This window comes from Trichormus variabilis 0441 (genome assembly GCF_009856605.1).
Lineage (GTDB): Bacteria > Cyanobacteriota > Cyanobacteriia > Cyanobacteriales > Nostocaceae > Trichormus > Trichormus variabilis.
Genome location: NZ_CP047242.1, coordinates 6,121,113 through 6,138,547, shown reverse-complemented (window position 1 = coordinate 6,138,547; position 17,435 = coordinate 6,121,113). Strand labels below are relative to the sequence as shown.

13 protein-coding genes and 1 CRISPR repeat array are annotated in these 17,435 nt (G+C 39.8%); of the genes, 6 read left to right on the top strand and 7 right to left on the bottom strand.

What is annotated here, in order from left to right; all coding sequences use genetic code 11:
• Positions 1-76 precede the first annotated feature (76 nt).
• The gene (locus GSQ19_RS25275) at positions 77-508 is read left to right on the top strand and encodes a hypothetical protein (protein ID WP_011320566.1); all 432 of its coding nucleotides are present in this window, start codon (positions 77-79) and stop codon (positions 506-508) included.
• Positions 509-645: 137 nt separating this feature from the next.
• On the opposite strand, the gene GSQ19_RS25270 is transcribed toward GSQ19_RS25275, so the two are convergent.
• Complete coding sequence (locus tag GSQ19_RS25270; RefSeq protein WP_011320565.1) at positions 646-1,059, bottom strand: thiol-disulfide oxidoreductase DCC family protein; 414 nt, start codon at positions 1,057-1,059, stop codon at positions 646-648.
• 179 nt (positions 1,060-1,238) lie between these two features.
• Between GSQ19_RS25270 and GSQ19_RS25265 the strand changes: the two genes are divergently transcribed.
• Positions 1,239-2,150: an AraC family transcriptional regulator gene (locus GSQ19_RS25265; protein WP_041456325.1), complete on the top strand. Its 912-nt coding sequence runs from the start codon at positions 1,239-1,241 to the stop codon at positions 2,148-2,150.
• Between the two features lie 89 nt (positions 2,151-2,239).
• Positions 2,240-4,743: a CRISPR direct-repeat array (repeat unit 37 nt; unit sequence GTTTCAATCCCTAATAGGGATTATGTGGTGTTGCAAC).
• A 320-nt stretch (positions 4,744-5,063) separates the two neighbouring features.
• Here GSQ19_RS25265 and GSQ19_RS25260 read toward each other — a convergent pair.
• Positions 5,064-8,129 (bottom strand): sensor domain-containing protein, encoded by a 3,066-nt coding sequence (locus GSQ19_RS25260; RefSeq protein ID WP_011320563.1) that lies wholly within the window; start codon positions 8,127-8,129, stop codon positions 5,064-5,066.
• A gap of 578 nt (positions 8,130-8,707) precedes the next feature.
• Here GSQ19_RS25260 and GSQ19_RS25255 point away from each other — a divergent pair.
• On the top strand, positions 8,708-10,390 hold the full coding sequence (locus GSQ19_RS25255) for a serine/threonine-protein kinase (RefSeq protein ID WP_104010052.1): 1,683 nt from the start codon (positions 8,708-8,710) through the stop codon (positions 10,388-10,390).
• A 122-nt stretch (positions 10,391-10,512) separates the two neighbouring features.
• On the opposite strand, the gene GSQ19_RS25250 is transcribed toward GSQ19_RS25255, so the two are convergent.
• The gene (locus GSQ19_RS25250; RefSeq protein ID WP_011320561.1) at positions 10,513-10,812 is read right to left on the bottom strand and encodes a 30S ribosomal protein PSRP-3; all 300 of its coding nucleotides are present in this window, start codon (positions 10,810-10,812) and stop codon (positions 10,513-10,515) included.
• A 316-nt stretch (positions 10,813-11,128) separates the two neighbouring features.
• Between GSQ19_RS25250 and GSQ19_RS25245 the strand changes: the two genes are divergently transcribed.
• On the top strand, positions 11,129-12,391 hold the full coding sequence (locus tag GSQ19_RS25245; RefSeq protein ID WP_011320560.1) for a sensor histidine kinase: 1,263 nt from the start codon (positions 11,129-11,131) through the stop codon (positions 12,389-12,391).
• A 5-nt stretch (positions 12,392-12,396) separates the two neighbouring features.
• Here GSQ19_RS25245 and GSQ19_RS25240 read toward each other — a convergent pair whose 3' ends face one another.
• Positions 12,397-12,774 (bottom strand): sensory rhodopsin transducer, encoded by a 378-nt coding sequence (locus GSQ19_RS25240; protein WP_011320559.1) that lies wholly within the window; start codon positions 12,772-12,774, stop codon positions 12,397-12,399.
• Between the two features lie 414 nt (positions 12,775-13,188).
• On the opposite strand from GSQ19_RS25240, the gene GSQ19_RS25235 reads away from it, so the two are divergent.
• Complete coding sequence (locus GSQ19_RS25235; protein WP_104009965.1) at positions 13,189-13,476, top strand: hypothetical protein; 288 nt, start codon at positions 13,189-13,191, stop codon at positions 13,474-13,476.
• A gap of 5 nt (positions 13,477-13,481) precedes the next feature.
• A complete protein-coding gene (locus tag GSQ19_RS25230; RefSeq protein ID WP_011320558.1) occupies positions 13,482-14,525 on the top strand; it encodes an AI-2E family transporter in 1,044 nt (347 codons plus the stop codon).
• Between the two features lie 45 nt (positions 14,526-14,570).
• On the opposite strand, the gene GSQ19_RS25225 is transcribed toward GSQ19_RS25230, so the two are convergent.
• The 3 genes from GSQ19_RS25225 to GSQ19_RS25215 form a co-directional block, all read right to left on the bottom strand.
• Entirely contained in the window at positions 14,571-15,677 is a 1,107-nt protein-coding gene (locus GSQ19_RS25225) for a precorrin-8X methylmutase (RefSeq protein WP_011320557.1), read from the bottom strand.
• 66 nt (positions 15,678-15,743) lie between these two features.
• A complete protein-coding gene (locus tag GSQ19_RS25220; protein ID WP_041456324.1) occupies positions 15,744-16,289 on the bottom strand; it encodes a hypothetical protein in 546 nt (181 codons plus the stop codon).
• Entirely contained in the window at positions 16,276-17,388 is a 1,113-nt protein-coding gene (locus GSQ19_RS25215) for an AAA family ATPase (protein WP_011320555.1), read from the bottom strand. The genes GSQ19_RS25220 and GSQ19_RS25215 overlap by 14 nt, the downstream gene beginning before the upstream one ends.
• Between the last annotated feature and the right edge of the window lie 47 nt (positions 17,389-17,435).

Genomic DNA, 17,435 nt, shown 5'->3' with positions numbered 1-17,435 from the left:
AAGTCAGACACTTTCTTAATAGAAAATTAAGTAGTTAGTCTGCAAAATTCCCTAATACCGATTGTAAGATCGTGGTATGGCAACCAAAGAAGAAGTAAAAACATATCTTGCCTACTGGTTTCAGTTGGGTAAGAAAGTAGTGGTCGGTCATGAGGGGACACACTTGTTGCCTCAACCTATATTCCAAGGCGATCGCTATAGTCAAGAATTTGAAGACTGTTGGCAAAAGATTCTCTCACCCTCATCTGGTGACTGTTATCTAGAAGGAACTGAAGAAACTATTGCCGATCTGCTAACCCCCGGATGGGAGATGATAGCTTGCGGTCGTTGTGCCATGCCAGTACCGATGCGGAATCTCGGTATGCCTCCCTTATCCTGTCCCTGTGGCAGTTTACCGGGCTGGCCAAATACTGAACTACCCACACCACGATCCCCCATCAGTAACCAAGAGCAATTAAAAGTAATTCGGAATCGGCTTTTAGGGAATTTGTCTACTGCTAGGCAATGAATTAATTATGGTAATGGGTAATGGGTAAGCAATTACCTATTACCCCTTAAGTAGTTAGTAGGGTGCGTCAGTAGGAGAAAACCTAGCAGTATCAAGAAAATATTCATACTGACGCACCCTACATTTGGGATATTTTTTTATCTGGAAGTCCCTTGAGCAGTTTTATATGGTGAATGGTAAGTACAAGAACGCTGACCACACAGAGTATAACGGTGATCGCGGACTTGGGCATAAACGCGATCGCCCACCCATTTCACCCCCGGTAAAGCTCGATAAGCATCGATAAAAATACTACCAAGGGGCAATAAACGACCAATTTCTTCGGCTGCATCACTTCCTTGCCAACGTCGTTGCGGCTCCTTAGCATCAATTAAAATTACTCCTAGTTCACAACCTTGGGGCGTAATCTCCCATTGAGCGATCGCCTGCTCATCCTGCATGGGGATATAATGGAAAATCTTGCCTTGGTCTAAGGTTTCTAGCAATCTGACTAAAGTAACGCAGAGATTACAATTGCCATCATAGACAACGTAGTAACTTATTGAACTCATAACTATTTCTGTATTGATTTAAGTATTAAGTACACAAAGTATTTTAATATAGTATTTATTCAGTAAATTTCAGTTAAATTGCCAATTGCTTTTACTAACTTGATTTTTGGCGCATTTAGTCAGTCTGAAATACTGAATATACTGTTACACCAAAACCCAAAAACCTTGGGGTGAGAATGATGTCGGAAGAGAAAATCTTAAGTGTTGATTTTACTCAAGAAGATGCCTATACAGAAATTCTACCGCGATCGCCCCTGGTTTCTAGTTATCATGCCCAATGGCAAGGTCTACGGTTAGATGTTCACCAACAGCCCGGTCATGAAACTCCAGAACACAGCCCACAGCAACACGTTCTCACTGTTAGTTTAGAGCAGCAAATAGTCCGTTCAGAGCGCATACTTGATGGGCGTTTGCAGTACGAGAATATAGCTAAGGGCGATGTGGCAATCATTCCTGCCCAAACTCGTCACATATCACGCTGGCAATCAGAAGCAAAATTTCTCGTCCTCAGCATGGAACCAGCTTTTTTTACACGTATGGTAATAGAAGCTGGAGATTTACAGAAAATTGAAATAAAACCTCGTTTTGCTGCACCAGATCCTTTAATTCAACAAATTGGGCTAGCACTCCAAACAGAACTAGAATCTGAGCATAAAGGAAGTAGCATTTACATTGAATCTCTGACGACCACGCTTTGTATTCACCTACTCAAACACTATTGTGTAACAGGTGGAACCATCCTTGACGACCATCATCATAAAGGACTTTCACATTGGAAACTCAGACAAGCAATTTCCTACATTCATGAAAATCTTGATCAAGATTTGACTTTGGTTGATATTTCCACAGCAGTAGGAATGAGTATGTATTATTTTTCGCGCCAATTTAAGCAATCAACTGGTTTTGCACCACATCAATATGTCATGAATTGCCGAATTGAACGCGCAAAAAAGTTACTGGGTAGCACTAACAAAACCATAGAGCAAATATGTACCCAAGTCGGCTTTCAAAGCCAAAGCCACTTCACAAATGTATTTCGTAAACTCATGGGTATTACACCCAGGGTATACAGGGAACAAGTCAAGACTTAATCGGGGCTTGGGCGTTGCATCAATGCAATGCGGCATGATTTCTATCACGCACAGACGCAGAGAGGATAAAGAGTTTGAAATTTCATGTTGTTTCAATCCCTAATAGGGATTATGTGGTGTTGCAACTTACATGGAAAGTATTTGTTTTCTTTCCATCTTTGTTAAGTTTCAATCCCTAATAGGGATTATGTGGTGTTGCAACTCCTGAAGTTTTTACAGCTTCACTATTTAGAGTAGTTAGTTTCAATCCCTAATAGGGATTATGTGGTGTTGCAACTATGCAGGGGCTTTTGATAATCTCTGTATAACTAGTTTCAATCCCTAATAGGGATTATGTGGTGTTGCAACTTGTTATTGCTTTAGCACTTAAATGGAAAACTTGTTTCAATCCCTAATAGGGATTATGTGGTGTTGCAACTCGCGCTGGCGGTTTTTCCATTCTGCAAGTTTTTGTTTCAATCCCTAATAGGGATTATGTGGTGTTGCAACTATTTTTTCACAATCTCGTTTAAAGCTTCTTTAGGTGTTTCAATCCCTAATAGGGATTATGTGGTGTTGCAACTGAGCAGAACGATCCCTGAGTGTGGCAAGTTGGTTGGCGTTTCAATCCCTAATAGGGATTATGTGGTGTTGCAACCTAGTAAAACCTATACTACAGGTGTTTCTATACCTGGTTTCAATCCCTAATAGGGATTATGTGGTGTTGCAACCTAACTCAAGTTTTTGGTGCAAATGCCACCCAAGATGCGTTTCAATCCCTAATAGGGATTATGTGGTGTTGCAACGAAAATACTAAGGCATTCCCCACCAACCCAGGAACAGTTTCAATCCCTAATAGGGATTATGTGGTGTTGCAACCTAAAAATACTTGATAGTATACACCTTGGAGGTTTCAATCCCTAATAGGGATTATGTGGTGTTGCAACTTAGCAGCGATCGCTTGACTTGTTACCGTGGTAGTTTCAATCCCTAATAGGGATTATGTGGTGTTGCAACTTGGATTTTTAAGCTCCCACTCGATGTATCCGTCTGTTTCAATCCCTAATAGGGATTATGTGGTGTTGCAACAAGGCAAATTTCCGCCGCATCGATTTACCAAGCAAGATGTTTCAATCCCTAATAGGGATTATGTGGTGTTGCAACTGCCAGGGAAGAACCAGTGGGGGATGCCAGGGGGTAGTTTCAATCCCTAATAGGGATTATGTGGTGTTGCAACAATAAATATTTATCTAGGATTCGTACAAAAAAAACGTTTCAATCCCTAATAGGGATTATGTGGTGTTGCAACCAGATTACAGGCAGAGAAGGCGGGTGTATACAAAGTTTCAATCCCTAATAGGGATTATGTGGTGTTGCAACCAGAACAAAGCATAGAATTAATAGTAAAAATACGATAGTTTCAATCCCTAATAGTGATTATGTGGTGTTGCAACAAAATTAAACCCGCCTCTTTGGTGGCAACTGAGGTTTCAATCCCTAATAGGGATTATGTGGTGTTGCAACGCCATTAAATGGTACAAAGAAGCATCATCCATTCGTTTCAATCCCTAATAGGGATTATGTGGTGTTGCAACATGCGGTTGTTGTGCTGGCTTTATCTGGGTCGTTGTTTCAATCCCTAATAGGGATTATGTGGTGTTGCAACTGCATCATTCCCCCGTTTGGCGGCTTCAGCTATTTTTGTTTCAATCCCTAATAGGGATTATGTGGTGTTGCAACTATACGCCGTAGATTCGCTCAGGAAAGATACCTGAGGTTTCAATCCCTAATAGGGATTATGTGGTGTTGCAACGTGGTGAGGCTGATTCATCCTGAGAGAATACAAAGAATGTTTCAATCCCTAATAGGGATTATGTGGTGTTGCAACTTCTAAACGTCATAAGTACACCTGTCTTTTTATTGGTTTCAATCCCTAATAGGGATTATGTGGTGTTGCAACTTAACAAGAACGTATCGACCGCTAAGGAGGTGATGAAGGTTTCAATCCCTAATAGGGATTATGTGGTGTTGCAACAAACCAGTCCGAAGTCTTAAGAGACGCGATCGCAGTTTCAATCCCTAATAGGGATTATGTGGTGTTGCAACGCTTAAACAAAATCTCTGGGGACGGCTTCAGTTAATGTTTCAATCCCTAATAGGGATTATGTGGTGTTGCAACTAATGGTTCTTCCTCCAGTTGGAGAAGTGTTTTTAGTTTCAATCCCTAATAGGGATTATGTGGTGTTGCAACTTATCAAAAACATAAGTTTTTAGTTCTTGCCATTCAGTTTCAATCCCTAATAGGGATTATGTGGTGTTGCAACAGCACTTTCTTGTTGAGTCTTTGCTTTAGCAAAGTTTCAATCCCTAATAGGGATTATGTGGTGTTGCAACCAATAGTTACCACTGGTAAAGTTATTGTGATATCGCTAGTTTCAATCCCTAATAGGGATTATGTGGTGTTGCAACCCACTAGGGGCGTGCAGTATGGTTTCGCCTTGACCGTGTTTCAATCCCTAATAGGGATTATGTGGTGTTGCAACATTCGCTTATATCCCCCACTTAAAAGACGCACAAGTTTCAATCCCTAATAGGGATTATGTGGTGTTGCAACGACTAGTTGCCGAAGTATTGCTGTATTTGGTTTTCAAGGTTCAGTTGCGTTAATCTGTGGCAAAGATAACTTTTCAGACATTGGGTTGTCAAGAGGAACAATAAGAATAAATACTAGAAATTAGTCATAGCAAGGCTTTCAGGAGTTGCGTCAACCCAGGAAAGAGGTCAACTGCGTTCAAATGTATAGAGGATAAGGCATTAAGCTATAAAAATTGAGATTAACGGGAAAACACCTATAGGTTGACGCGATCGCTCGTTGTTTCCGTAAAATTTTCTGATTCCAAACTGAATATGGCGGATAAGCCAAGATTTTGTGTTCTAATATTGTGTTTTTGCAGCTAATAACAAGCTAACTTTGTCGCTACTTAAGGGTTTTGAGAACAAATACCCTTGGGCTTGGTCACATTTTAATAACTGTAATTGTACCAACTGGTTGACTGTTTCTACACCTTCAGCCACTACACTCATTTCCAAGTTACTGGCAAGTGTGACAATAGCACGGATAATTGCCAATTGCTCACTATCGCTATCAATTCGCTTCGTAAAAGAACGGTCAATTTTTAAAATATCAATGGGGAAACAATGTAAATAAGCTAAAGATGAATAACCTGTACCAAAGTCATCAATACACAACTGAATCCCTAAAGTTTTTAGTTGTTGAAGAATGGTAGCAGCTTGTTCAGGACTAGCCATAATGGCGCTTTCGGTAATTTCTAACTTGATGCTGTTAGCGTCTAGCTCAAATTCTTGTAACAGTTGCTCAATCTCTTCAACTAAATATGGTTGGGAAAACTGTTTACCGGAAAGATTGACGTTGATACTCAAATGCTGAAACTCAGGAAACTCTAAATGCCATTGTTTTAATTGTTGGCAAGATTCCCGCAAAACAAACTGACCAATCTGAATAATCAGTCCTGTTTCTTCGGCTACAGGAATAAACTCGACTGGTGAAATTAGTCCTCTTTCTGGGTGTTCCCAGCGAACTAGTGCTTCAAATCCGGTAATTTTACCTGTGGCTACTGAGACAATGGGTTGGTAAACAACATACAACTCTTGCCTGGCGATCGCCCAACGCAAATCAGTTTCTAACTGCAACAGAGCTACAGCTCGGTCATACATAGTAGAATCAAATACTATGTGCCAAGCTTTACCTTGCTCCTTAGCGCAGTAAAGCGCAGTATCAGCGTCTCGCAGCAAATCTGCGGCTTGGACATAATCATTTGAGCTTAAAGCAATGCCAATGCTGACAGTTGTAAATACTTCATATCCGCTCAAGTTAAATGGTAACTTGAGTGCCTGATGAATCTTTTCGGCTATACGGGTTGCATCGTCGATAGATTGAATGTGAGATAGTAAAATTGTGAACTCATCTCCACCCAAACGAGCCAGAGTATCTTCTGGCTGTAAGCAACTTTGTAAGCGTTGGGCAAAACTCACTAGTAGCTGGTCACCCACTAAGTGACTCAAACTATCATTCACAACTTTAAAACGGTCAAGATCCAAAAATAGTACGGCAAATAGATCATTCGGGGATTCTTTGGCTTGGTTGATGGTTTGCGCTAACCGATCCATAAATAAAACTCGGTTGGGCAATCCAGTCAGATCATCGTAAAAAGCATGGTAGACTAGCCGCTCTTCCATGTTTTTCCGCTCAGTAATATCCGTAGCAACACCTTCAATACGAATTGGCTGACCAACAGCGTCATAAATCACATGACTGTGGTTATAAAGCCAGCGTACCTGTCCATCTTGCCGGAGGATTCTGTATTCTAATTCGTGGCTACCATTTGCCAGTAATGGTTTAATTGATTGACTCACCCTTTGCTGGTCTTCTGGGTGAATTAACTCAAACCACAGCTTTGAATTATCGTAAAATTCACAAACAGAACGACCGTAAACTTGAACTACGGCAGAATTGAGATAAAGCATCTCAAAAGTATCGGCGGCAATTGACCAGATTACAACTTCCAGGGAATTTAAAATTCCGTCTAAACGTTCTTTGCTTTCTTGCAATGAAGCTTCTGCTTGTTTGCGTAAGCGCAGTTCGTCGTAGACATCGCTAATATTAGTTAACATTCCCAACGCGCCAGTATAGTTTCCTTGCTCATCTAAGAATGGCGTACAGGAAAGAATTGCCCATAAGTCTGAGCCATCTTTGCAACGGAATTTAAAGTTGTGTTTCTCCTGAATGTCTTGCTGACGGCCTAATAGTAAGTCTTGAGCTATATCCAAACCTTCGGCATCCATAAAGGAAAACAAGCTGGCACCGAGCATTTCTTCAATGGTGTAACCCAACATACTCGCCATCTGTTGATTGACGAAGGTAGTTTCGTTATTTTCATTGAGTAGCCAAATTCCCTCACTGGCCGTTTCTACAATGCGACGATACTGTTCTTTTTGCTCTTGTAATGTCTCTAATGCCTGTAGGTGATGAGTTATATCATTTTGAACACCGATAAAATGAGTTAACTGCCCACAACTATCAAATACAGGTGCAATATAAAGTTCATTCCAAAATTCGGTGCCATCTTTGCGGAAATTTTTGATGACGACATGGCATTCTTTTTTTTCTTGGAGGGCAGAACGTAACTCGCTAAGGCTGAGCTGGTCTGTTTCATTAGCTTGTAAAAATCGGCAGTTTTGTCCAATAACTTCACCAGCCGAGTAGCCAGTCATGGCTTCAAAAGCTTGATTTACATAGATAATTGGATTGTCTGGTTGATTGGCATCTGTCAACACAATGCCATTACTGATAGCAGCTAACGCCTGTTCCATCAAATGTGAGGGAGCCGGCCATGGACTATGTTTTATCGTAGGTAGTCGCTGGCTATCACTCGTATCAGTGATTAAATTGCTAAGTTCTGGTTTTTCTAATGTATCTTTTTGTTGTTCCTCACTGGCTCCTATGACGGTATTTACATCTGTAAATACCAAGAATGCTGCCCGTTCATGCTCATAATTAACCAATTTTCCAGAAATTATAGCTAAAAAACGGTTTTCATTGCTGCTTTTGATTTCTAGCGCCAATTTTCTAATAAAATTGCCATTTACTAATTTGCTATTTAACTGAGTCCATAAATCTGAATCAGCTAAAAAATCGGGAATTAGTTGCTGCAATACCGGGTTATCAACCAGCTTATTTTTAAATAAAATTTGATGGCTTTCTAAACCAATAATTGCTACAGGAAATGGGTTGATTTCAGCTAATAAATTAATTATTTCTTGCAAGTCTAATATGGACTTTTCATAAGACTGAAATTCTGGTGTAAAGTCTGAATTCCCAGCCTCGCATTCACTGATAGAATCTTTTGTTGGCGTTGGAAAACCTTTGTTTTTCTGAAGATCAAGATGATTTTTGTACACTTTGCCACGCGTAAAAACCATTGTCAGATTTTTGTAAATTGCTGAGGAAGTTTAATTAAAAATGCCACTTCTGTAAAAGGCTCTGACGCTTTATTTGATAGTGTTTGTACGCTTGTACGCCAGCGATCTAGAATAGCGGTAATTGCTTATTCATTTTTGTATAAAATACAATTATTTCTGCAAACGATTAAATGTTTTTACTGAGAAATAATCCTTGATAATCTATGCGAAACTAAAAGCTACATAGTTATTTGGTGCTAACTATACAGTGATTGCTGAACACTAAATTTTTAATTGTCAAAGCAAATTATTAAACTATTGTTAATGTTACTCCTTTTGATAGATGCAGTCATATTTTTTACTGAAACTTCACATATAACTGTAACATTTCTTTAAAAATATGAGCTAAAAACCCAGGGTGGGATTTTTCCCAAGCAGTACATTACTGGATGGGTAAGCCATTTCGTTGTCAGGACTTGAGTCATAATTTCTTCAGCACTAGAGTGCTAACTACACAACCTCAAAACTAGCAAAGTCATAGGGAATAGGAATTGACTATTTTAAATCTCTTACAAAATCGTTATCGTTTAATAAATTTAATGAGTCGAGGGGGATTTTGCCAAACCTATTTTGCTGTGGATGAAGGTATATCTCCACCAGTTTATTGTGTTGTGCAGAAATTCTCTGGTAATGGAAAAATATCTGACATTTTTGGGCAAAAAGCTAAATATATTAAAAACTTGGGTCAAAATCCACAGCTACCAACTTTATTAGCTTATTTTCAGGATCAAGATAACTATTATTTAGTACAGGAATTTATTGCTGGTGCTAGTTTAGCGCAGGTGGTTCAGGAAGAAGGCGCTTTCCCTGAAACTCAAATTTGGCAACTTTTAACTAATTTATTGCCAATCCTGAAATGGATGAGCGATCGCCAATTGATCCACGGTAATGTGAAACCAGCCAACATTATCCGACGACCGACACCAACTTCTACAAATTTGGTATTGGTGGATTTTGGTCATGTGCAGATTGTCTCCAGGACTGACCAAGTAAGTGATTTACAGGGTGTTGGTAGTGCTGAGTATGCTGCACCAGAACAAATCAAAGGTAAAGCAGTATTCGCCAGCGACCTTTATAGTTTGGGGGTGACCTGCATCCACTTACTTACCATGGTGTCGCCCTTTGATTTATTCGATATTCCTAACGATTGTTGGGTGTGGCAACAATATCTGACAACTAAGATAAGCGATCGCCTAAGCAAAATACTCAACAAACTTATCCAAAAATCAGTTGATCAACGCTTTCAATCAGCAGATGCAGTGATGCAGGTAATGGGTATAGAAGGTAAAATACTACATTACCCACCCCCACTATCCCCGTGGCAATGCCTAAATACCCTCACAGGAGATTATTGTACTAACTCCCTAGCGATTAGCCCTGACGGGAATACGCTGGCTAGTGGTGGTGATGACAAAATCATCAGATTGTGGGAATTAAACACACAAAAATTAGTCGCCAGTTTCTCAGGACATTCTCAAGCTGTCACCTCAGTAACTTTTAGTCCCCAGGGAGAGATTTTAGCCACGGCTAGCGACGATAAAACTGTCAAATTGTGGCATCTGCCAACATCAAGAGAAGTTTTCACCTTAAATGGACATACAAAGCCTGTCAAATCTGTAAGTTTTAGCCCTAATGGGCAAATTCTCGCCAGTGGGAGTTGGGACAAGCAAGTCAAACTGTGGGATGTCACCACTGGTAAAGAAATTTCTGCCCTCAAAGCGCACCAATTACAAGTGAGTGCAGTAGCATTTAGTCCCCAGGAAGAGATTCTAGCCAGCGCCAGTTTTGACAGAACAATTCGCCTATGGCAGATAACACAAAACCACCCAAGATATACCTTACTCAAAACACTTTCAGGTCATACAAGGGCGGTTTTGGCGATCGCTTTTAGTCCAGATGGCAAAATTTTGGCAACAGGCAGCGATGACAATACTATAAAATTGTGGGATATCAACACTGGTCAGCTAATCGACACTCTTTTAGTCCATTCCTGGTCTGTAGTTGCAGTGACTTTCACCGCCGATAACAAAACACTGATTAGTGCCAGTTGGGATAAAACCATCAAGTTGTGGAAGGTAAGCACAACAGAAGAAATTGTGACTCTTGCCAGTCATTTAGACTCAGTGTGTGCTATTGCTGTTAACCCTGTTGCCCAAATGATTGCTAGTAGCAGCAGGGACAAGACCATCAAATTGTGGCAACTTGTAATACAGCAAAATTGAATTGCAAGAGTAAGGAGTGCTGAGTACTAAGTACTCAGTAACAATACTACCCTTTACCCTAAAGTTTTTTATGATGGTTAGTGTATGAAGGCTTAACGCCTTCCTGCACTAGCATCATTAAATCAAGCGCTACCTGTAAAGGTAACTTCAGGAAATTTTAACTGAGCCTCTGCCATTGGACGGTTTCTGCCTTCCTCTTGCCAGTAGTTAATCACTTCTGTTGCCTTATTGAGCAATTCGACGCGATCTAAATCACTGATCCAGTGTTTGGATTCGAGTTCTTTTTTCAACTCTTCCCAAGCATCATTACGAGGCCAGAAGAAATACTTCGTCAGAGGACTAGTACCTTTGCCTACCACCTGATCAACAGCCAGAGCTACGTTCTCGTCTAGCCAAAGAATTTTTAAAATAAACTTGGACAATCACACCTCCGGCCAATATCCGGGTACTAAGTTAATTAAGTTTGCGATCGCTTATTTTAACTCAATACCTTACCAGTTGACCAAACTAGTACCGCAAGGGGGAATTAAAAATCCAAAATAGCCTACGGCAAGGCTGCGCCAACAAAATTCAAAATGAATATATGGTGAGGGTTTCGTTGATGTGGAATAGGTAATTTATTACACAGACCTGTAACACGAGTGAAATTAGGGAATGGGGGAAGAGTGTAGATAATGCTGGTGGTTCTATAGTGGGGAGAGTAACCAATGACAACAGACAACTAACAACTGACCAATTATGTTTAATCGCAGTCGTCGCAATCTTGCCAGTTGGTTCAGCCTGGCAATGGGTGGTATTTTAGTTGTGTTTGCGGCGGCGGTCTACTATGTGAAGGTTGTAGATGAGTTAGAGGGGGTAGATCGATTACTGTATAAAAAAACCACCGTAATGGCGGCAAGTGTGAAGTCAGAACTGCACAATCGTCAGCGCAGGGTAGATTTGGACAAAGTACCTCTGTTGGGAACGAAGGTAGAACCACTGCCAGATAGTCAATTAGTGTATGCAGGTTGGTATGATGAGCAGAAGCGACTAGTGCAGTTTTTTGGTGAGACTCCGAGCGATCGCCTGTTAGTTGCTAGTGGATTTAATACTATCAAAATTAATAGCGAGTTATGGTTGCGTCAGGTAACTTTGCCTGTTTACCAGGATGGTTTATTAATTGGCTATATGCAGGCTGCCATGCCATTGACAGATACGGAAGGTGCTTTAGCGGAGTTTCGGCTTGTTTTGGCTATTTCAGTCCCCATTACTTTAGGAATTATTGCTTTGACTGGTTGGTGGCTGGGGGGAGTGGCGATGCAGCCAATTCGCCAAAGTTACGATTATCTGCAACGGTTTACGGCTGATGCTTCCCATGAATTGCGATCGCCTCTATCTGCTATTGTCAGTAATGCCCAGTATGGCTTACTAACAAAATCTACTGACCCAGAAACCCAACGTCAGCGCCTACAAAAGATTTTTGATATTGCCCAATCAATGAGTATCCTAGTCAATGATTTGTTATTTTTAGCACGTTATCAAGGGCGCATACCCATCGAATCTTTGCAAACCGTTGACCTAAAAATTTTACTTTTGCAAATCAAAGATGATTTTCTTACCCATCCAGAAACACAACATATCAAGTTACTTTTCACGCTGCCAAATCATCGTATCAGCGTCCTTGGTGATGCTAATCTACTCCGTCAAGCAGTCATTAATTTACTGAGTAATGCTTGTAAATATACTCCTGAAGGTGGTCAGGTTGAGTTACAGCTATTTACTCAGTCAAATTGGGCTGCACTCCAAGTTATAGATAATGGTATTGGCATTCCTCAAAATGATGTGCCATATATTTTTGAACGATTTTATCGTGTAGATAAAAAGCGTTCTCGTAAGACTGGTGGATTCGGTTTGGGATTAGCTATTACCCAACAAATTATCCAATCTCATGGCGGTAAAATTAATGTTCACAGTGTAGTAAATAAAGGTACAACTTTTCAAGTTTTATTACCTCTGAAATAGAGTTATCAAGTATTAGCGTAAGCAATAGTACTAAGCAGAGCATTTTCCGCCTGTCGTGAGTCTAGGCGAGTATGTTGAACAACAATCGGCACATTTGATTGAATGACACTGGCAAAATCAGTGTCATGAGGAATCGGTGCTGGGTCATTCAGGTCATTAAAGCGGACGTGTTTAGTGCGGCGTGCAGGTACTGTCAACCGATAAGCTCCTACTGGCTCTTTGTCGCTATAGTAAATTGTGATTTCTACATGAGCATCTTCGTCGCCAGCATTGAGGATGCACACGGTCTCATGGCTGATAAACTGAGGTTCCGGCCCGTTACTGTATGGGGGAATGTAACCTTCAGCGATCGCCCAGCAAGTACGTCCAATTGATAGACTCATTTAATACCCCCTAATATTAAACTCTTCTGCGTGATTTTGGTTGTCGTGAGTTAGCAAACAATGTAATTTTTTTATAAACTGTGAAGTATTTTCCGCAAAGCGATCGCCAGTGGTTTTCCCAAGATATAAATATTGGTTTTTTGTCGCTAGTTCATAGCCTTATTATGGTTACTTTCTAGCATGATAAAAAAATGTGACTAGAAAGTGACGCATCTAGCCAAATGAAACTGACTATCAAACAATTTTGGCTATTGGATATTGGATTAACCCCACAGATGAATCTGGGTGTTTGTACCATCGCGGAGCAATTTGTCATTTTATATTCACATTTCCACCGCAAACTAAAAACATTATATTTGTCAGTATAACGGCGTAAATAAATAAATCTTGTATTAATTTTCAATTAAGGAAAATATGTCAACAGAAAAAACATATAAGCTTTTCTGGCTTTGGTTCAAAATTACTTTATCAACATTCCTGGGTTTGAATGCGTTGGCATTGTTGCTGCTTGTATTGTTGTCTGTTTTGAGAGTGCCTTCTTTCAATATTGGGAATGAGCCATTATGGTTATTGCGTTGGCAGTATGAACAGAGTACTAGTTTTGTGATTGTTTTTAATCCTTGGATTTTACTTACTATTGCGGTTGTTATAGGTTTTGTAGGAGTCTACTTGAGACGAAATTCTAAACAGCATAGGAGATAGACAAAATGAAACTAGGGCAATGGTTAGGATTATTGGCACTGGTTATTTCACTTTATATCCTTTGGGAAATTCGTCAGTTAGTGCTGCTGTTGTTTACTTCTGTAGTATTGGCAGTAGCAATTAATCAACTGGTTTTGCGGTTGCAGTTGTCTGGAATTAAACGTATTTGGGCAGTTCTTTTAAGTGTGGGTATTGTCGTTACATTTTTAGTTGGCGCTTTATTATTGATTTTGCCTCCATTTATCGAGCAGTTCCGGCAATTATTGGTACTTTTACCAACTGGGATAAATCAAATTCAACAGGGTATCAACTGGTTAGAAGAACGTCTTGTAGATAGTTATTTACCAGAAATTCCCGATATCGATAGGCTACTGGAACAGATACAGCCTTGGGTTACGAGGTTAACACAGCAGGCGATCGCTCTATTTTCTACTTCGGTAACGGCATTGTTAGAAACCTTACTCGTCATAGTACTAACTTTAATGCTGCTAGCTAATCCCCAGCCATACCGCAGAGTTTTTATCCGGTTTTTTCCTAACTTTTATCGCCATAGGGTGGATGAAATTCTCACGCGTTGCGCGACAGGTTTGGGTGATTGGACAATTGGCGCTTTGATTGAAATGTTATTTATTGGTACCCTCAGTGGACTAGGGCTATGGATTTTACAAGTACCATTAGCATTAGCTCACGCAGTTTTAGCAGGCTTACTCAACTTTATTCCCAATATTGGCCCAACTTTGAGCGTATTTTTGCCAATGGCGATCGCTTTTCTGGATGCGCCTTGGAAAGCTGTGGCAGTTTTAATTTTATATCTCGTGATTCAAAATGTTGAAAGTTATTGGCTCACGCCAACAATCATGGCAAAACAAGTAGCGCTGTTACCTGCTGTCACCTTAACAGCACAAATTGTCTTTGTTACTCTTTTTGGTGCGTTAGGATTACTGTTGGCTTTACCTCTAGCCGTCGTGGCCAAGACTTGGATACAAGAGGTGTTATTTAATGATATTTTGGATGAGTGGCAACCAAGTAATTCCTCTAATCTTTATTGAAAGCTTTTTGAGTAGGCAATCTGCGTGAAATGGGAATTGCAACGCTTAACTCAAATAACAATGACAATTTGGCTTTTCAATTAATGATTCAACCAAAGCATTGAGGGCAGTAGCAGCCAGCAATCCTCCGCCGATGGTTCCCTCAATAGTGATAAAAGGTGATGTTTGTTGCATTAATTGTCTTTTGGCGGCGGGAGTATGACTAAAGCCAATGGGCATTCCAATAACTAATGAAGGTTGAATTTTTTGCTGGTTAATCAGGGTGCAGACTTCTAAAAGTACAGAAGGTGCGTAACCAATCACCAATATGCAGCCTTGACTTGCTTTGGCTAATCTCTCGCGCCACTCTTGATGCTGCCAAAATTCCTTTTCTGCCTCGATGGCTGTGGTGATATGGGGGTTATCAATTAAGGTGGTGACTTTACAGCCTAAATGAATTAATCTTGTTTGATCTATCGCTGCTGCAATGGTGGGGATATCGACGACAATCTCGCAAGCAGAGGAAAGGGCTTGACGGCTGGCGGCGATCGCTCTTTTATCTACCCTGATAAAAGATACCAAACTCACATCACCACAAGCCAAAACTAACTGAGAAATTAGGTGTTGTTCAATTTCTGATCGCCCGGATAAATCAGGTAAGATATGTTGCAAAGATTCGGCAAATACTTCTGGGTGGGTATGTACCTCTGCGTCTAAACCATGCCAAAGTTTTTCCAATCCTCCTAATCCAACTTGCGTTTCCACCTCTAATAACTTGACTTGTGCCAATACTTCCGCCTGCATAATTTGACAATGGCGATCGCGTCCTAATAATCCCTCTAAGGCTGATGCTGTTTGTCGCAGCTGGGCGATTTGCTGCATGACTGAGCGATATTGTTGTTGTAACTGTGCCATGAAATTGGCGTTGGTGACTGCTTCTGGTTCCATCTCCAAAATGTGACGGATGTGGTTAAGTTGGAATCCTTGCTGTTTCAAGGCGACAATTCGCTGCAACCGGATGACATCCTGTTGGGTGTAGAGGCGGTAATTGCTAGGCGATCGCACGGGCTGCGGTAACAAACCTAGTTCATGGTAATGTCGCACCATCCGGGGAGTAATCCCACCACCTACGGCTTGGGTAAGTTCTTTAATCGTTAAACAACCAGAATTCATAATTTATCAATACTTGATGTATTTTGATTGTCTGCATTTGTATCTGCTGTTCAATTTCAGATAATATTATTCCAATAATCTCAAAATCCGGGGAAATTCTCTACAAGCTACCTGAAGAGATAGCGGCACATTTACTGCTAAACTTCCTTGGCTACATTGATTTACTAATTTTTCTACGTAAGGTTTACAAGCTGATTCATTATTAGTAAATTTCGCATATACTATTTCCTCGTCTACAGTTTCACCTTGTAGATAATGAATCCAAGTTTCAATATTTCTTTTAGGTACGAATATGGCGATGGATTCATCAGATTTACAAGATTCTTGAGAGTCTTCGATTAGTGAATCATTTAATTGCTTTAGCCTTTCTTCTACCGTTTTTGTATCTGCATCAATTAAAACAATTAACATTCCAGAAAGATAATTTCTACTACGGAATGCTTTCACCTCTGCGGCATAGCTTTCTCTAACAAACTGTTCTCCAGCACCTCTTGGACAAATTTTAGTTCTAATAGTGCCAGTAAAACCTCTTTTTTTTAAGAAATGACGGGCAAAAACCTCTTGTTGTCTATCCTCGCACAAGATAACAATCTGTACTCTACGCTGACTCATGCAGCCATCCCCGTGCGATTAATTCTGAAATAGGTAGTCCTGTATTTTCGGCAACTTCACTACTAATTTTTTTCACGCGTACAGGAGCATTACTTTGACGTTCAAACCAATAACCAATGGGTGATGCTAAAAGATAATTAATTAATTCTGGATGATGGGATATGAGCAAAGCCTGCATTTTTTGTTCACTACAAAAATCATAAAGCTGAGTCAACCAAGGCTGAATTTCTGGTAATGCTAAAAAATTCTCTGGTTCATCTATACATAATGTATAGTCTTCATCTTCAGTACAATATAGTAGGGTGTACAGAGATAATAAAGCTTTCTGCCCATCAGATAGTTCACTAAAGTAGTACTCATTTTTATGATTTTCACTGGAGATGAATCTTAGTTTTAATGTATATAATTTTTCGCTAAATCTTTCAATTATAAAACTAGAAAATCCATCCAAAACATTTTTTAAAATACTGATTAATTCAGCCGTCTTACCTTGGTCTTGGGAAATATAGCGATACCAAGAAACAAAATTTTCCATTTTAGAATAGAGAATTTTCTCTTCATTTTCACTACTATTATTCATCAGAATAGGAATGATTTGGACAATGATAAATCGCTCCATGCGATATTTAAACCAAGTTAATTTAGTATTATCATTTCTTGGCTGTAATAATGATAATACCGACTGTGAAAAATCAAATGGATATTTGGGGCTAGGTGAGTGATAATCATCAAAAATTTCCACTTCACCCTTTTCATATTTTATTAAAGGTTGCTGCTCAAACCATAAACGTTCATAGTGAATGCGGCTTTTACTTTGATAATGTTCAACAGCTAGTTCGTATTTATAATTACCTTGATTTCCCGATAATTCTATTTCAAAACGCTGAATTGATAAATTCTGCCAGCGAGTACATTCAAAAATAGGAAACACCATCTCTATTGGATGACTACCAATTATGAAACTTTGCAGTCTACGCAAAGCGTCAAAAACAGTTGATTTACCTGAACCATTACCGCCGAGAATTAAGTTAATTGCATCAATGTTAAGTTCAAAATTTACCAAGCATCTAAAGTTATCAATATAAATCCGCTTCAACATAAGTTTTACCCTTTATGCAGCAGTGTACAAGAATTATGTTTCCCCTA

What these genes read in the sequence shown, in the direction of transcription:
- GSQ19_RS25245 (WP_011320560.1), top strand. Translation starts at nt 11,129, where the DNA reads ATGTTTAATCGCAGTCGTCGCAATCTTGCCAGTTGGTTCAGCCTGGCA.
- GSQ19_RS25255 (WP_104010052.1), top strand. Translation starts at nt 8,708, where the DNA reads ATGAGTCGAGGGGGATTTTGCCAAACCTATTTTGCTGTGGATGAAGGT.
- GSQ19_RS25235 (WP_104009965.1), top strand. Translation starts at nt 13,189, where the DNA reads ATGTCAACAGAAAAAACATATAAGCTTTTCTGGCTTTGGTTCAAAATT.
- GSQ19_RS25265 (WP_041456325.1), top strand. Translation starts at nt 1,239, where the DNA reads ATGTCGGAAGAGAAAATCTTAAGTGTTGATTTTACTCAAGAAGATGCC.
- GSQ19_RS25215 (WP_011320555.1), bottom strand. Translation starts at nt 17,388, where the DNA reads ATGTTGAAGCGGATTTATATTGATAACTTTAGATGCTTGGTAAATTTT.
- GSQ19_RS25230 (WP_011320558.1), top strand. Translation starts at nt 13,482, where the DNA reads ATGAAACTAGGGCAATGGTTAGGATTATTGGCACTGGTTATTTCACTT.
- GSQ19_RS25220 (WP_041456324.1), bottom strand. Translation starts at nt 16,289, where the DNA reads ATGAGTCAGCGTAGAGTACAGATTGTTATCTTGTGCGAGGATAGACAA.
- GSQ19_RS25260 (WP_011320563.1), bottom strand. Translation starts at nt 8,129, where the DNA reads ATGGTTTTTACGCGTGGCAAAGTGTACAAAAATCATCTTGATCTTCAG.
- GSQ19_RS25275 (WP_011320566.1), top strand. Translation starts at nt 77, where the DNA reads ATGGCAACCAAAGAAGAAGTAAAAACATATCTTGCCTACTGGTTTCAG.
- GSQ19_RS25270 (WP_011320565.1), bottom strand. Translation starts at nt 1,059, where the DNA reads ATGAGTTCAATAAGTTACTACGTTGTCTATGATGGCAATTGTAATCTC.
- GSQ19_RS25225 (WP_011320557.1), bottom strand. Translation starts at nt 15,677, where the DNA reads ATGAATTCTGGTTGTTTAACGATTAAAGAACTTACCCAAGCCGTAGGT.
- GSQ19_RS25240 (WP_011320559.1), bottom strand. Translation starts at nt 12,774, where the DNA reads ATGAGTCTATCAATTGGACGTACTTGCTGGGCGATCGCTGAAGGTTAC.